At 37.1% G+C, this 16443-nt stretch carries 16 protein-coding genes; 13 read left to right on the top strand and 3 right to left on the bottom strand.

Features of this window, described 5'->3' with window-relative positions; translation table 11 throughout:
* Positions 1 to 4: 4 nt before the first annotated feature.
* On the bottom strand, positions 5 to 2203 hold the full coding sequence (locus AAA970_RS25320; RefSeq protein ID WP_338239716.1) for an N-acetylmuramidase domain-containing protein: 2199 nt from the start codon (positions 2201 to 2203) through the stop codon (positions 5 to 7).
* Entirely contained in the window at positions 2190 to 2990 is an 801-nt protein-coding gene (locus AAA970_RS25315) for a DUF5675 family protein (RefSeq protein WP_338239715.1), read from the bottom strand. The genes AAA970_RS25320 and AAA970_RS25315 overlap by 14 nt, the downstream gene beginning before the upstream one ends.
* A gap of 563 nt (positions 2991 to 3553) precedes the next feature.
* Here AAA970_RS25315 and AAA970_RS25310 point away from each other — a divergent pair.
* Complete coding sequence (locus AAA970_RS25310) at positions 3554 to 4018, top strand: thermonuclease family protein (RefSeq protein WP_338239714.1); 465 nt, start codon at positions 3554 to 3556, stop codon at positions 4016 to 4018.
* Positions 4019 to 4379: 361 nt separating this feature from the next.
* Here the strand turns inward: AAA970_RS25310 and AAA970_RS25305 are convergent, their stop codons facing one another.
* Entirely contained in the window at positions 4380 to 5753 is a 1374-nt protein-coding gene (locus AAA970_RS25305; protein ID WP_338239713.1) for a replication initiation protein, read from the bottom strand.
* Positions 5754 to 6519: 766 nt separating this feature from the next.
* Between AAA970_RS25305 and AAA970_RS25300 the strand changes: the two genes are divergently transcribed.
* The 12 genes from AAA970_RS25300 (at position 6520) to AAA970_RS25245 (ending at position 16417) form a co-directional block, all read left to right on the top strand.
* Positions 6520 to 7449 carry a ParB N-terminal domain-containing protein gene (locus AAA970_RS25300; RefSeq protein WP_338239712.1) on the top strand — a complete coding sequence of 310 codons (930 nt, stop codon included), beginning with the start codon at positions 6520 to 6522 and terminating at the stop codon, positions 7447 to 7449.
* Between the two features lie 177 nt (positions 7450 to 7626).
* On the top strand, positions 7627 to 7950 hold the full coding sequence (locus AAA970_RS25295) for a hypothetical protein (RefSeq protein WP_338239711.1): 324 nt from the start codon (positions 7627 to 7629) through the stop codon (positions 7948 to 7950).
* A gap of 1123 nt (positions 7951 to 9073) precedes the next feature.
* Positions 9074 to 9463 carry a hypothetical protein gene (locus tag AAA970_RS25290; protein WP_338239710.1) on the top strand — a complete coding sequence of 130 codons (390 nt, stop codon included), beginning with the start codon at positions 9074 to 9076 and terminating at the stop codon, positions 9461 to 9463.
* On the top strand, positions 9460 to 11034 hold the full coding sequence (locus AAA970_RS25285) for a relaxase/mobilization nuclease domain-containing protein (RefSeq protein ID WP_338239708.1): 1575 nt from the start codon (positions 9460 to 9462) through the stop codon (positions 11032 to 11034). Before AAA970_RS25290 ends, AAA970_RS25285 begins: the two co-directional genes overlap by 4 nt.
* Before the next feature lie 19 nt (positions 11035 to 11053).
* Positions 11054 to 11659 (top strand): ParA family protein, encoded by a 606-nt coding sequence (locus AAA970_RS25280; protein WP_338239707.1) that lies wholly within the window; start codon positions 11054 to 11056, stop codon positions 11657 to 11659.
* A gap of 10 nt (positions 11660 to 11669) precedes the next feature.
* Positions 11670 to 12125, top strand: coding sequence for a helix-turn-helix transcriptional regulator (locus tag AAA970_RS25275; RefSeq protein ID WP_338239705.1), 456 nt, complete (start codon positions 11670 to 11672; stop codon positions 12123 to 12125).
* A 1-nt stretch (position 12126) separates the two neighbouring features.
* Entirely contained in the window at positions 12127 to 12732 is a 606-nt protein-coding gene (locus tag AAA970_RS25270) for a DUF4099 domain-containing protein (protein WP_338239703.1), read from the top strand.
* A 3-nt stretch (positions 12733 to 12735) separates the two neighbouring features.
* Positions 12736 to 13053 carry a hypothetical protein gene (locus AAA970_RS25265; RefSeq protein ID WP_338239702.1) on the top strand — a complete coding sequence of 106 codons (318 nt, stop codon included), beginning with the start codon at positions 12736 to 12738 and terminating at the stop codon, positions 13051 to 13053.
* Complete coding sequence (locus AAA970_RS25260) at positions 13050 to 14711, top strand: toprim domain-containing protein (protein WP_338239701.1); 1662 nt, start codon at positions 13050 to 13052, stop codon at positions 14709 to 14711. Before AAA970_RS25265 ends, AAA970_RS25260 begins: the two co-directional genes overlap by 4 nt.
* A 19-nt stretch (positions 14712 to 14730) precedes the next feature.
* The gene (locus AAA970_RS25255) at positions 14731 to 15504 is read left to right on the top strand and encodes a hypothetical protein (protein WP_338239700.1); all 774 of its coding nucleotides are present in this window, start codon (positions 14731 to 14733) and stop codon (positions 15502 to 15504) included.
* Positions 15505 to 15511: 7 nt separating this feature from the next.
* Positions 15512 to 15925: a PH domain-containing protein gene (locus AAA970_RS25250; RefSeq protein WP_338239699.1), complete on the top strand. Its 414-nt coding sequence runs from the start codon at positions 15512 to 15514 to the stop codon at positions 15923 to 15925.
* 18 nt (positions 15926 to 15943) lie between these two features.
* Positions 15944 to 16417, top strand: coding sequence for a hypothetical protein (locus AAA970_RS25245; protein ID WP_338239698.1), 474 nt, complete (start codon positions 15944 to 15946; stop codon positions 16415 to 16417).
* The last annotated feature ends 26 nt before the right edge of the window (positions 16418 to 16443 follow it).

Below are 16443 nucleotides of genomic sequence, written 5' to 3'. Positions count from 1 at the left end.
GGGATTAGGCTAATTTCTTGATAATATCAAATAGGCAAGACGCTATTTTTTCTTGTCCTTCATCGCTAATCAGAAACTTAGCTTCCTCAAAATTGTCGAAAAATAAATTTTCAACCAGGATTGCCGGGCAATCGGTATATTTTAGAACATAGAAATCTGATTCCTTAACTCCTCGGAATTTTTTTCTAGGAAAGTGCTCTCTATATTTTTCTGCCGCAATTTGAGCATAAGCATCACTTGTGGTAGTTCCACGACTCGTGAAAATTTCAAATCCATTTGCCGTGGTTCCCTGCCCTTTGATGCTCTTGGATGCTGAGTTTGAATGAATTGAAAGAAAATAATAGGATTTGTTATTATCGTACAGTTCGTCTGCTATTTTTACCCTTTCTTTTAATGGTAAATCTTTTGGATCATTGGAGTTTAGGTCATAATACCTCAGGTTAGCCTCTTTTAATTTACTGATTAGCTTTAGTGCAATTTTTCTGTTGATTTCACCTTCAAAAATTTCCAGACCTTCTTGGTTTGAGCCAGTAAATTTATATCTTTTAGCTTCTCCAGTGGTGTACTTATCGCCTTCAAACCCTCCGTGTCCACAATCAATAATGGGAATATTGACAGTGACAGCGTTTCTTTCTTTTTGAAAAGAGCTAGAGTACTTTTGAAATGCCCCCTCTAATTTGATGTGATAGTTATTCGCTTCATAACCAGCCCCATTATAACCATACGCAAACTTTCTCCAATTAATTTCCTGTGGATTATACCCTGAAACATAGTCGATTAATCTTTTCCCAGAGACCTTTTTATTTAGTATAAATGCCAAAAAGTCCAGCAGGTGATAGTATTCGGATTTATCCTGCTTTGCAACAAAATCATCTAAATCCGTGTAGAAGTCCTCGGATTGATTTTCTGCTGTACTCAGTCTAGATTTTATATTCTGTTCCAAGTTTTCTCCGAGAATTTGAAATAACCCCCAGGATGTGGAATAAATGGCTGCTTTTTTATCAATCTCTTTAGCTTTAGCCAATCGACTGTACTCACCAGCGCCTCCTTTATAGTATTGCTTAGTCCACTTATTGTAAAGAATGTTTTTTGTTTCTTGAGTTAAATATAATTCAGGTTCTTTACCCGATCTTTTGAGCCACTTCCAGAATTTATGTCCTTCAAACAGAATTTTGGTACGGCCATCGTTAAGATGACCTCTTCCTCCAGATTCAACCTCAATTATTGCCTTTAACACAGGTAACATTAAAATAACACCATGATCTTTTTTAAGGTCGGCTATGGCTTTTTTCAAATGTTCTTCACTGATTATTTTTTCGTTCATGATATTGTCCACCTGGGGGTATTGAGTCCTCAACCCCGTAGGGATATCATTTATTCTTTCTACATGCTTTAATGAGAAATTTTGATTTAGCGCTGCTTTAACTAAACCGACTTTTTGTTTCTCCTCTACCTTAATTCCGTCTTCTTCCTGTGCAAATTGAAGTTCGTCTTGTTGATAATCGATGTCTTCAATAGCCAATTGATTTGCTGTGTTTATGGTTTGTTCTCCCCTATTTTGCTCTTCAGTTTCAGTACTAGAGTTTGATTGATTTGGGGTAGTCCACCTTTTTTGTAAATAGCGTAAGGATTTATCCCCAAAGTAGAATGCTATCATCATCAAGAAGGCTGTTTTGAAAAACTCAAATTGATCTCGAATAAGACTATTTTCCAAATGAGTTTTTGTCATACCCATACTGGCTATTAAAATAGTAATTGCCCCGAACAGTAGGGTAAAAGCAATCATCCCTCGCACTGTGCCCGGAGGAAGTCCAAAGGTTTGACTTCGGTAGGGATTATGGCTTGGTCCTTGAGTATCTTCCTCTTTAACAGGAAACCCTTGGTTCTTTCGAAGCCTTGCTTCTTTTATTTCTCGCCAGTCCTGAGCAGTGAGACCATAATTGATATTGTAGTGATAAATAGCCCAGAGGAAATATTTTAAGAAAACTACAAGCCAAACCAATAAGAAAATTATTGCAATAACTTTGTATACTTCCTGGTGGTGAAGGTAAATAAGTATAGCGCCCAAAAGACCAGTAAAAAATAAAATGTTGGTAGCTCTTCTGATACTTCGGAAAAAGAAGTTACTGTAATCACTTCTCTTGTCGTACAGATTTTTGCCGCCTTCTATTGTATCCCCCGAAATAAATTTAAATGGTTTCATAGCGCGTTATATCATTCTTTAAAAATTTCACCCAGTCCTCATTTGAAATGCAGATTCTTATCTTCTCTCCTCCTTCTATTAAAGCCTCAATCCGCTTATAAAAGCGTTCGAAAGCACGAGTTGAGTACTGTATGGTTTTTTCCATACTAGAAGCATTTACCCCGTCAGCAATAAGTATACATCCACCAGTATCATGTCTATTATTACCAATATGGATGTAAACACGTTGGAAGTCAGGGATATTCTTTATTTCTAAATGATAATTAAACCAGTTATATCTCGTTCTGTATTTTTGGGTTAGTTCAGTGTCTTCTTTGCGAAATTCAACGGAGTAATTGCCAGCGGGAATTCTGGTTTCGGATGGAATCTTTACCTCTTGATGGGTATCCTCTAAAGTATAGGCGAAAAATTCGTTTTTGATGAACATTAGACCTAAAGTGGTTTCACCATCGTCAAAATATCTTAAGACATTGATAGTGGTACCATTAAAAGAAGAATTTGAGGCTTCTAATTTTTCTTTTTTTTCAATTACCTGAATGAGGTTCTCTACCTTGTTTTCTAAATCTGACTTACTCACTTCAGGTGGCTCGGTTAATTGTGTCTCCTTATCCTTTTTTGAAAATGGCTTTGTAATATTTCTGAAGATGTTTTCAAAAAAAGCAATAATGAACCCCGCAAAACCAATTAGCCATAACCAAATATCATCAAGTACACTTGGGTTAGTGATAAAAAGTAAAACCAATAAGGTTAAAACCGCTATTAATATAGAAAATGCAAAGCTTTTCACTATTATATTATTTTTTCACAAGGTAACCCTTTTATTTTCAGTTATTTACAGCGTATTCTTCCAAATAATAGAGCCTATCAGCTTTCCTAAAATAAATTGGTTAAATGTGTCCTTGCTCGAGTGTTAAATTTAGATTGGATTTTCATTAAATATAAGAGATCGTTTCTATTATCATAAATAATGGCTCGGATTTTATCTATGTTTTTTTGGTTGATCAAAAAATATAGTATTAATAGGTATATTTCAACTTCGAAAGGACTTTCAGGTTGCGTTTTATGCTTGATATTGTTTTTTAAATTTGTCTTATGAAATTCTCCTACCGTTATTAAACTGAATGTAATTTATTATTGCTATTTGGACTGATTTAAATCATATCCCCTCTTAGTCTGAATCTTATCACCTATGCTAAGTTTAATTTCGTAAGTTCAAAATGTGAAAACCAGTCACGACATGATCAAGGCTCTCATAGTTTAGAACAATACAAATAATACATACCAAATCTAAAAGACAAAAAACATGTTCTCCCGATCAGTGATTCCATTACCGGAACCAAAAATCTCAAAATGAGCTTACTAAAATATATCCCCATCCTATTTTTCCTCTATTCTCACTTCCAAGAATACGAACTATCTGGAAAGGTCGTCAAAATACTGGATGGTGACACTATTACTATACTAGATTTGGGCAAGAATCAGCATAGAATTCGATTTTACGGTATAGATGCTCCGGAAAAGAAACAGGCATTCGGACAAAAGTCAAAGAAGACGTTAGCAAATTTAATTGCTGGGAAGGAGGTTACGATCACTGTAATAGGTCGGGATAGATATGAAAGATTGATCGGAAAGGTACATTTTGAAGGTGTTTATGTTAATGCCTGGCTAGTCGGGGAAGGTCTTGCCTGGCACTATGTCCGCTATGCCCCTAACGATCAATTGTTAGCAGACCTTCAGAAGCAGGCTAGAAAAGAAAAAAGAGGATTATGGATACAGGAGGCAATTGCTCCTTGGGAATTCAGAAGAAGAAAATAGCCTTCTCAATCAAAAAAAATAAATTAGTCGTTTAATTCACCAAAAAAATGGCGTATATTTAAACTCCTTATATTCAATTTGACGGGCCCTTCGGGGCCTTTAGTTTTAAAGACTGAAGATCAGGAATTTTGCCAAATTAACTGAGCCGCACAAAATAGTCCTCCTCCTATCAATAGTGCAGACGAAAGGAGGGCTAAACCATCTTCTCTACCCTTTAGCCATAAGTATGGCCTCTTTAAATGGCTTTCCAAAAGATAATAAGATAAACCTCCTAAAAGTACTGGGGTTAAATAGATGATATTTTGCATGCTTTAAAAGTTAATGTGAGCGAATTAGCTTCAACCATAATATTTTATACCTTCTACATGGATTTAAGTTGCTCAGTCATTCTTCTAATCTCTTCCTCTAATCTCCTCTTTTCCTGTTCTTTAAATTTCTGCTCCTCCTCCAATTTTTGGCTATTGACCTCCTGCAATTTTTTCCACTTTGCTATGTCATTGACCATTTCAATCTCCTCTGGTTCTCCGAGTTTAAAAAACAGAAATTTTCCAATCCTCATTTTGGTATCCTGAGATAATTTTCCTTCTAAAAGTTCACCCATGATTGAATCTAACACTGATGTATAATTAGCTCTCAAAAAATGTAACACTTCATCTTTATAATCCTGATAACTATAACGATCAAAATATTTCAAAAAAATGGATTTACTCCAATTAAAATGTTCAGCCCTGATATTATCTAACTTTGCAGCTTCCCGTACTTCCCTTTCCTTGGATAAACGCTCTTTTTCTTTAAGCTCTGCCTTTACTTGTTCATCAATAATTTTCTGCTCCTGAGATCTAATATGCTCCCTATACTGTAGATCAAATTTTTCATCTTTCGCTAATTTACTCTTATATGCACCTTGATCTCTGATACCGGGTTTATCCGCCATATAATTATCAATGTACTCCTCCTTTGACAAAATAGCATCCTTGTCAATCCCCTTATTATCAACACTCTCTAATTGCTTAGGACTGTCCAAATCGTTTGAATTGTCCTCTAAAGCAATATTTGAAGCTATTTTAAAAACAATTTCCTTCTTACTTCTCCGGTTTTCAGGAAGTAGTTCATAGGAGATGAATAAATCCGAATGATTATTGATTTCCTCAAGAGAAGGATCCAATATATTCTTCTTTAAGGCTGAGACATATGGATACTTTGATTCAATGCCCAATAAAAATTTAAACTCAGCAATAGTAAATTTTCTTTCTAAAATTTTAGGATGATATTGTTTACACAATTCATATATTCGAATGGAGTAACTTTTTCTAAAATTAGAAACATTATGAAGAAAGTATTTAGTGAAATTACTCTTTAGGTTTAATAGAAACTCCTTCATCTCTGAATCAAATTTCAACTCAAACTGTCCTTCTCCTTCAATTCCCTCTGCCCTGCTAATAAATGATATTTTAACCCATTTTTTCTTCCCATCCTCCAACACTTTTTCCATCTCTACATAGGACTGCATCAAGCCATTCAAAGCGGTCTTTACAAGGTCGATTTGACTTCCTCCTATCTCTTTCTCTCCAATTACCTCGTGCATGGGAATTTGAAAGGTCAGATTTTCTTCATTCTCTTTGATTCTTGCCAGTGCAGATAATACAATCCTTTGCTGTGTAGCTGTAAAGTGCTGTCTCGAATTAACTAGCTTATTCGATTTGACAATTAACCGGTATTGCTGATTCTTTTCCAAAGTAAAATGACGTAAAAGTGTCAAACAGATTTAATTCATTACTTAAAAGTACAATTAAAGCACCATTTTTCCTCATTATCACGGCATTTTTCTTTAGATCCACGGCATTTTTATTGAATTAAATTGGAGTCACCAATTCCATAACGGCAATTTACTTTAGATAATGGCATTTTTCTTTAGTTTTCGGCATAATTCTTTAGTTGATCGGCAATTTACTTTAACAGTGCGGCATATTCCTTTAGTAATACGGCAATTTACTTTAGTTAAACGGCAATTTACTTTGCTAATTCAACGTATATAGCTTATTATCAATAATTTGAAGAAGGAGAAAACATTAAAACTTAAAACAATTAAAAATATTAAAACAGTTAGTATGTAAGTTCAAATTTTTGTCGTAAAAAAAATCATTGTTTAAAGGGCTCTCCTTTACCCATAATTAACCACTCTATTGATATATCAGGAAATTTTTTACATATTTTAATGATTAGTGTAACGGTGGGAATAGATTGCCTTTTTCCAATAATATTCTTAATAGATGTCGGAGCTATGTTTGTTTTTAAAGAAAACTCTGTAATATTCTGAGATTTCTGCTCGACTATAAATTTTATTCTATCATTTATTTGCCCCACAACAATTTTTTTTATAGGTTGATGACTCAAATGAGTCACTGTTTAGTGTAACTTTTTAACCTAAAGTTACTATTACCACTGTAAAGCGGTAGACGGTTTTGTAAACCGCTATTATACAAATATAATTCTATTTTAAAATGGTTAAAAGCAAGCTTTTGAATTATCCCGAAACGGTTGCGAAATTGAAAAATCTTATTATTTCTGATGATTTTAAGACATGGATTAACCCATTACATCGGGAGCAATTGGATCAATTAAGGGAAAATATTGAAACCGAAGGTATAAGAGACGCTCTAGTAGTCTGGAAGGAAAGAAATATATTAATCGATGGTCATAACAGATTTCAAATCATACAAGACTTGAAATTACCATTAGAATCAATCCCTGTGGAATATAAATCTTTTACCTCAGATGAAGATGTAAAGGATTGGATGATTCGTAATCAATTGGGTCGTAGGAATTTGAATTCGAATGAATTATCCTATTTGAGAGGGAAGCTGTACAACCGTGAAAAGAAAAAACAAGGGGGGCAAAAGGGTAATTCTAATTATTCTGGAAAAGACGAAGGGATCAAATTGAACCATTCGTCTACAGCGGATAAATTAGCGAAGGACTTTTCTGTGACTTCAGCTACAATTAAACGTGATGAAGCTTTTTCAAACGGACTTGATCGTATAGGGCAAAAGAATCCGAAGTTAAAGAATGAAATACTGTCAGGTGAAACGAAAGTTTCGAAAGCCGATATTCAGAAAATAGGCAAGCTTAAAGATATTGATAGTCAGAATCTTTCAATAGCTAAGTTAAATGCCCAGGCAAAAGTGAATGCTGAGAAAACCTTGCAACAGTCTGAGCATTTAAGAAAACTGGATATAAAAGAGGAGTTCCGGAAGAATTTGAATGAGTCTACTGAATCGATCAGCTTTGAAAAATTGAAAGTTAATATTCAAAAAATTGTGATGGCTAGAATTGTTTCTATTGAAGATACTTTACCGGAAGAGACACAATTGCTTTTGGGATTGGTAAATGATTTACATCAGTGTGTTAAAAATTTCCATCCGACGCCTTAATTCATCATTAAGTATCTATACCGTTTTTTGAAATATCGTTTTTAAGTGTTTTCCCTTATGCTTTTTACGCAATGTATAAATCATAAAGGTTTGGTAGGTCTGGCTGCCTCTTGGTTAAAGAGACGGAAGCCATCAAATCAGATCAGTTGTACCGAAGTATTTACTGAATTGGTTACTATGAATAATACTGGTGAGATTCCTGACGTGATTGGCTTCAATTATTGGACTTCTGTTGTGGTTGAGGTAAAAACGAGTAGGGCTGATTTTTTGAGGGATAGGAAAAAGCCATTTCGACAGGAGCCAATAAAGGGCATGGGAGAGTTCCGGTATTATTGTGTTCCAAAAGGATTAGTGAAGAAAGATGAATTACCCAACAGTTGGGGTTTACTGGAGTATGATTCTGGTAAATTGGTCTGTTCGCTACTTCCTGAAAGAATGAAAAGTAACGCTGTTGAGGAGCGTATATTGCTATTGTCTGCTTTAAGGAGATTAAAAAGGTAGATCTGCTAAGTTAAGGAAGGGAGCACCAATCAGAACGCATGGACTAAAGGGAAGAAAAAGGAAATACAGACCGTTAGTCTGGTGTTTCAGTAGAATTTTTATCACTTCAAATTTAATGCTATGGAACAGCTTTTTGATGCCTTCGAAATGGTTCTTGTAATTTGGATTAGTATTTCTATTCCGATTATTATGTTTTTGTTGGTTCAGGTTTTCGGGCTAATATATAAGTGGGTTGAATCCGAGGGATACAACCGAATAGTTTTTGGCATTTTTTTTCATGTTATTCCAGTTGCTGTGGCTTGTTGGGGGGGAAAGATAACTTATGAGCTTTGGCTTGAATTAGAAATCTTTTCATGGATTTCGGATCATTTAACCGAGTATTGGGATAGCATGGTATCGCCTTATTTGTATTTGCCCGTTGGCTTATTTATTTGGATAGGGTTGATTTTGGTGGTGTTTTCCGGTCCGGTTAATTGGTTGGTTGGAATTTTCCGAAAGATGATTTTTTCAAAATTACCGAAAATCTATTTTCCTATTGGAATGGTAGGAGGGCCGATTCTTATTCTTTTTCTCCTGAGATGGATAGGGTATATTTATTTGGAGAACATCCTTAGCATGTTGGGATTATCGTTATTGATCATTAGTATCAGATTTCCCGAATTTGTTCCTGAATTACGCTTGTTGCCTACTGAATCCAAATGGAAGGAAATTGGAATTTGGCTTTCAAAAAAAGGACGGAAAAAATTTCTAGAGACTAAAGGGAGAGAAATGTAATCCATTTTCTCTACGGTTTTTGGGAAGTCCGGCCTGTTCCTTTCGTTGGCCAGTTTGTCCTGGACTTCCGAAATCACTAAGGTTTAGGAGCCGCTTTGCGGCAAGAGTTAATTGAGGTCACCAGGGAGGCAAGCTCCCATGACCTCAAGGTTGGAGTCCTCTCCCCCACCCGCTTTTTTAGGCGTCGCTTTGCGACAATGCTTCTAATGAGGCCACGGAGGGCCAATACCAAAAATTGGATTTTTGTTGTTGCAGGATGTGTTTTTACGCAGAGAAATAAATTTCCCTACCTAAAAACTAGCCTGCCGACGAAGTCGGAATATTTGACGCAACTTAACTGAAAGAAGAAATGACAACTAATCAGAAAAAAGGAAAATGCCTTTATATCTGGATGAATGATCAAGATTATGAGGCTATAAAAAAAGCTCAGAATGATGCTCAGGTAAAGTCTACCTCTGCCTATTTGAAGTTTTTAATTCTTCAGTCGATTCGAAAGGGATATTCATTCGAAGGGGAAGATAATAAAGCCATTCTGAAAATGATTCAGGAAATAGGCAGTATTATGACTTCTTCTCAATTTGCAATGGAGGAGTGCAAAAAGGTGATCTTATTAGGTCATCGACATGGGCGGGTGAAAGATGAACAGGTGGAGTTGTTAATTGGAGTAATTGAGACTTATACGCAATCAATTCGGGAACTAACGAATGCTTACCGAAAGTTAATTTCCAATATATCATGATTGCCCAGGCTAAAATATTGAGTAGCGCGGGAGGGAAATTTAATGCGGTCCAATATAATGACCGGAAACGTGAAGGCGAAAAGGGAGAATTATTGAAAGTTAAGAATTTTGGTATGTTGGAGATGCTAGGTCAAGAAGCACGTAGAGAAGATTATGTTAAATACCTTCAGAAGGTTGCATTTCAAAATGACCGAATCAAGAATAAGCAATTTCATGCGGTACTCAGCGTAAAAGGCGATTCGTTATCTCATGAGCAATTAGCAAAAATGGCGGAGGATTATATGAAGGAAATGGGCTATGGAAGCCTGCCCTATTTGGTTTTTGGGCACTATGATACCGCAAACAATCACGTGCATATCGTCAGTACCCGGGTAGATATGGAGGGTAAAAAGGTGAATGACAGTTTTGAGCGTTTGAAATCTCAGCAAGCGATGCAGAAGATTCAGAATATAAGTCCGGAGCAGGAGTTTAAAGCGATCCATGAGGATATCTCTAAATATTCCTTCTCCACCGTGGCGCAATACAAAGCATTAGGGGAGGCAGCCGGATACATCATGAGATTGAAAGGGGAGAAAATGGAGTTCATAAAGTACGGAAAGGTGCAGGGAACCGAGGATAAGGCGATGCTGGAAGAACGGATGAAAGCTTATCAAAAAGATCAGAAGCGGATCAAGCAACTTCGGGCAATCTTTCATAAGTATAAACCGGCCATGGAGCATGAGGCTTTTCAGAAATATCTGCAGGAGAAATTTGGGGTTGAGCTTTCCTTTCATGTTGGGGAAGGAAAAAAGAAAGCCTATGGCTACACTATTATAGATCATGCCAGCAAATCGATATATAAAGGTGGTGAGGTCATGCCTTTAGAAGCCTATCGCAAAATGGAAAGTATGGAGCGAAAGGCAGCGTTGGCTAAAGAGATCATTAAGCAATTCGAATACAAGTCCGAGGATAAACAATTCGCATACTTCCAAAAGGCACTGAATGAAAAAGGCTTTTGGTCAAAGCATGATGGTACCGTTTTACTTTCCGGAACCCATGAGGCTGTGGCACAAATGAGACCTTGGGATTTGGAAATGCTGAAGGCGAATACCAAACTGGCCGAGGCATCCAGTTACAATGCCTATAGTTTGGAAGGAGCTGTCATGCTCTCGGAATTATATCAAGTGCCTTTGAAGCATATTTCTATTCAGGATATGGATGTTGAGCAAACCAATTTCATCAACCTTATCCGGAGTGGAATGCAAACCACCTCACTTGGGGAGCTTCAGAAAGCTTTGGATTTTGAAATCATTCAACATAAAGGAGAGCATTATTTCATTGATCGACAATTTGGGATTGTGGTGGACCGCAAGGACCTGGCTGATGAAAAGAATGACCTCTTATTTGAAATCGCTTCCGATGCAAAAGTATACGATCTCTATTCTCGAAAGCAGAGCAGTATTCTGGATCAGGCTTTGGAGCAGGGACAAGGATTAAGCCTAAATGTAATGGCAGAGATTGCATCTGCCCTGAATGCTTCCGGTGAGACTGACCGTCGAAAACGAAAAAATAAAAATCAAATACAGTATTAACCCTTAAACTTAATCGATCATGATTATTCTGATGGCAAACCAAAAAGGTGGAGTAGGCAAATCCACACTTACCATTCTCCTGGCAAACTATTTTTCTTCAAAAGGCCAGGAGATACATATTATTGATCTTGACAACCAGCAATCAGTCAATGATATATACAATAAATCAATAGAACAAGGATGGTCAAATCCATTAATTACTTGTGAGAAAGAATCAAAGTTACCAAGATTAAATAGCAACCGGTACAAACAAAAGCTCATTTTGATTGACCTTCCTGGTCGACTTGACAATCAGCAATTGAAAACCCTTTTAAAACAAGCGGATATAATAGTATGCCCCTTTTTATTTGATCCAATATCATTCAAATCAACTTTAGTTTTTGCGCAATTGTGTCAGTTTTTAGCCCCAGATGGAAAAATATTCTTTTTACCAAACAGAATAAAAAGTACAGTTAAAGAGCAGAATGAAGGGCCAATAAGAAAGATACTTCTTCAATTTGGCGAACTCTTACCCAGAATCCCGGATTTGGTGTGTTTTCAAAGAGTCAGTTCTTTTTCAACCACCCAAGAGCAAGTTCAAAAAAGTAAAAATGCTTTTGACTTCCTGTACCATTCCATTCAATAACCAAAAAACTATGACTATGGTGTGTCCTAGACTCCAGGCAGCCCCTACATTTCCTTTAGATAGTTTGACTATACCGGAAAGAAAATGCTTGATACTGATTTACAAAGGGTATAGCAATGAAAATATCAGCGCAATGCTCAACATCTCTCTTAGAACTTTCTATCGAAGAAGATCGAAAATTTTAGAAAAAGCAGAATGTGAGAATGTTAGAGAATTATGGGCAAAGTACCATGATATTCTTCGAAGTGATTTTTTCAAAGCCTCTTCCGAAAGAATTTTAAATGACCGTGAAACCGCGATAATTGAAATGATTCTTGCTGGCCTCTCCTATGAACTAATTGGTGACAAACTTTGCATAGAGGTCGTCACGGTTAAATACCACATTAGCAAAATTTATCAAAAACTAAGTATTAAAAATAAAACAGACTTATTCATCGTCATGAATAGCATGGCAAAAACATCCTAGTATGAAAAATAATAATTTCCCTTACGAACAACTGGCTCAGATTGGCCTTACCCGTGGTGCCATCGATGGTATGAAAAAGGAAGAGCGAGAAGCTCTTTTTCAAGGTAAAACCTCTCCCCTATTAGATCTTTCTATCCGCAAAAATGAAATAGCATTTGTGGGAAAGGGAAAGATTTCTCTATATGAAAAATCCGGAGGTGAAATTGGCATAAAAGTGCATCCTGTGCGTGCGGAGATCAAGAATGACTATAGCCTTAGCCCTAAGCAGTATGAGCGCTTACAGTCCGGAGAAACGGTTATACACGATACGCTGGACAAAGGCAAAAGCAGGACCTACTTGCTACAGGCTGATAAGCAAACGAATGAAGTCCGGGCTACTGAGTTGAGGACCGTAAAGATTCCGGATAAAATTCAGGGCTATGCTCTGAAGAACGAGGAAAAGAACATGCTCAAACAAGGCCAGCGGGTTGAATTTCAAAATGAAACAGGGGAACGACAATCCATCAAACTGGATCTGATCGCTCCTAAAGGAATTAAGGTAGAGCCTGTGCTTTTGGCCAAGGACAACAATCTGAAGCAATCACAGTCAAATTCAATTAGCCGCTAATTTATGAATGCTAAAATTGAAAGGGTCGCTGCTTCTTTGCGGCTGCGACCCACTTCTTACATCGGAGAGCATACTATTTCCGAGTATTCAAAAGCAAAGAAGATCGCTAAAGCACTGAAGCAATATTCCAAGATCATTGGCCAAATGGTACAGAAAAAAAAGCGACGGCAGCTATCTGTAAAAGAAGTGCTCACACAATTTGAGGCGGTTCTCATGGGGATGTCTCCTGGTAAGCTGGAACCTTATTGGAATATGCATCAGAGTGACCAGATACTGGCAATGGTTAAATTATTCACTGCTTGGAACATCAATAAGTTATGACAGATTTAGAAAAAATTAAACATGAGGTTTCCATCATTCAGGCCGCTACCATCTTAGGATACAAACTCAATCCTGAGAAAGGAAAAAAGACTCCTGAGCTAACGCATCCAACCCTTGGCAATATCATAGTTTACAACCCAAATGATTCCGCCAGACAGCGTTATTTCACCCGTGGGGATGATCTGGACAAAGGCAGCGTGGTGGATTTTGTAAAACATCGCGTCGGTGCTTTTAACATACATAGCGGAAGGCAGGGTTTTGGAGAGGTAGTAGATGTACTGAACTCCTTAGCTGGCGGGAAGGTCGCACAGCAAATCCCCATTAATGCACCTCCGGACAAAAAATTCAATTTGGAGGATTATAAAGTGGGGCCTATTCAAATAAAGGAAATGCGGTATCTGAGCAATGAAAGGAAGATACCTCCCGAAACGCTTAAAGTGTTTCAGGATTCAATAATGAAAGAAAGCAGGGGGAAATTCTGGAATGTTGCTTTTCCAATTCGGGCTCCAGCAGAAGAAACCATCATTGGACTGGAATTCAGAAATAAAAACTTTAAACGCCAGGCGGATGGATCGGACAGAAAAAACGGGCTTTGGATTGCAGATCCGGAGAAGGTTGGTAAAGAAGCCAAACAGGTCTATATTAGTGAGGCGCCTATCGATGCAATCAGTTTCTATCACCTTCATAAAAACAAGCTGGACTTAAAGGAAGCTGTATTTGTTGCCACCTGCGGGACTCCTTCAAAAAGTCAGATTGAAGCGCTAAAGAGTACTTTCCAACAAGCTAAATTCTCAACAGCTTACGATCATGATCTTGCCGGGGAAGTGTTTAACATAAAAACAGCAGCCTGGCTGGAAGGAAAGGAAATAGCTGTCCGCCAAAAAAAAGAAGATCCTGAAATTCAGGTCAATCTGAACAAACAAACTTATCGGATTAATAAGAATGACCCCACCCTATTCAATAGTTTTCGAAAGTCCTCAGGTATCGGAAATAGCTTGACCACTTATACCCCTCACACAAAGGATTTTAACGAGGACCTGCAAAAGGGATTGATGTCCAGGGAGCGGATTCCCTATGATCAAATGAAGTCCATTGGCATTTCCAAAGCCGATATTGATTCCCTGAACCAGATGGAGCGGGAAGCATTTTTAAAAGGAAAGTCGTCTCCGGTGATGAGGCTGACAATTGAAAAAGAAGGCACCACTTTCTCGGGACATGGAAAGGTTTCTCTATATGAAAAACCTTGTGGTGAAATGGATATAAAAGTCCATCCGGTAAAATTGGGTGTTGAAAACAATTACAGTCTATCTGAACAGCAATTTAAGCAGCTGAAGAAGGGTGAAATCATTTCACATCAGGCTAATAAAAATGGGTTTGTTAAGCATTTCCTTTTGCAGGCTGACAAACAGACCAATGAAGTGAAATACGTTGATGTAAGCTCTTTAAAATTACCTGAGCGGATTCAGGGCTATGTTCTTGAGGAAAAGGAAAAAGAGTTGTTGAAGAAAGGCCAACGGGTGGAGTTCCAAAATTTGAAAGGAGAACACCAATCCATTAAACTGGATCTGATTGCGCCTAAGGGAATATTGGTCCAGCAGACCAGTGGTGCCGATCAAAATGAAATAAGTCGCTCCAACGCCTCTTACCTCAGCCGATAACAGCTATAAATAATTTGTTATGACTCAAAAAAGTAACGAAGCTCCCAAATTCCATTTTGGGAGCTTAAATCTTGAACCTGCTAAAATTCAGGATCTTGGTTTTCTCTCCAGAGTAAAAAGTATTCCTACAGCTACGCTGGAAATGTTTCTTCCCTTCATTCTTAAGGATGTACAAGGAAGCTATTGGAATATCGCCTTCCCTATCCGGTCCCCTGAGTCAGAGGCGACCATAGGAATGATTCTCAAAAACATCAATTATCATGAAATTGCTGAGGGATCTGACGCATTCAGGGGGCTATGGATAGCAGATCCGTATCATTGTAGCTTCTTTGCGCAAAAAGTATATATCGGGAATTCAGTGATAGAGATACTAAGTTTCTTTGATCAATATAAATTTAAGTTTGATTTTAAGCAATCTGTATTTGTATCTGTTCCTGATGAATTACACGAACTTCATTTCCATTCCCTGAAAAATTATTATCCTAATGCATCCTTCATTAGTTTGTTCGGAAACCATCTAGAAGGGAAATTAAATGACATTAAATTTGCATGTTGGGTAGCAAACAAATCTTTAGATATAAATCTAGTAGAGGAAGAATTAATTTTACTATATAACGATAAGGAGATTATTTTTAATCCTACTAATTTGTTATCTTTCAATAGTTTCCGAAAAGCTTCCGGTCTCAAAAATGTCATCAAAGTAATTAAGCCCAAATCCGGCTCTTTCAATGATGATCTAAACCTCAATGAAAATGAATCAACCAAAAAGAAATCTCACTATTCGACCTACTAAACGGTACATGATCATAAGGGTATTTCCGTTGTTGGTATTCCTTTTCATTTCTTTAGCCGCCGCTTATCTGATTGAAGACCTGATCTTAATCGCCTCCGGAGTATTGATCATCATGATTGCCTGGCAGATCATCTACCTGGCAACCGTGAAATACGAAATCACACGAACTCAGATCATTTACTCCAGGGGAGTTTTGAGTTATGAAACAGATTACCTGGAAATGTATCGTGTGAAGGACTATATCAAAAAGCAATCTCTAATCGCGAGGATATTGGGTATAATGAATTTTACTCTGATCACCTCCGACAAATCACATCCTGAATTCTCCATGATAGGTATTCAGGATTCCAATATTCCGGATACTGTTCGCAAGCTGGTGGAAGTATCCAGAAAAACTAATCGAGTTCTACAAGTTGACTAAAAATTTAACTCTATAATTATGAAAAAATTAACTTTTTTATTTGCGATGTCTGTAATTATGTTTTCCTGCGGGGACAATGGTGAAGACCCGAAACCTGACGATGGTTCAAATGAATATCAAGTTGTGTTCGCTTTAACAGTTGAAAATAATCCAACACAAAATTTCGCCGAGAATATGGAAATAGAAGTATTATCAGGAGAATTCAGTTATTTATCAATTGAGAATGGCCAGGCAATGAAATACGATAATAGAATGGCTCCCTTTACCATACCTGATCAAGATTTCAAAGGAATTACATTATTTACCCCCACATATTCACCTGGAAGTTTAAGCTTCAATATTATTGTACACTCATCGCTTGAGAACCCAACAAATACAAATCTACGATTAGGTTATTCCTGCGGTAGTGAAATAAAATCCGAAGTAGTGGTTAGTGATGAAATCATAATAACTCCCGGGGAAATCCCATGGAGTAAAACTATAACTTTTTAATAAGAAAAGACTCTCTAAAAACATAG

Source organism: Persicobacter diffluens, assembly GCF_036244895.1.
Taxonomy (GTDB): Bacteria; Bacteroidota; Bacteroidia; order Cytophagales; family Cyclobacteriaceae; genus Persicobacter; species Persicobacter diffluens.
This window is presented reverse-complemented; position numbering and strand designations above follow the sequence as displayed.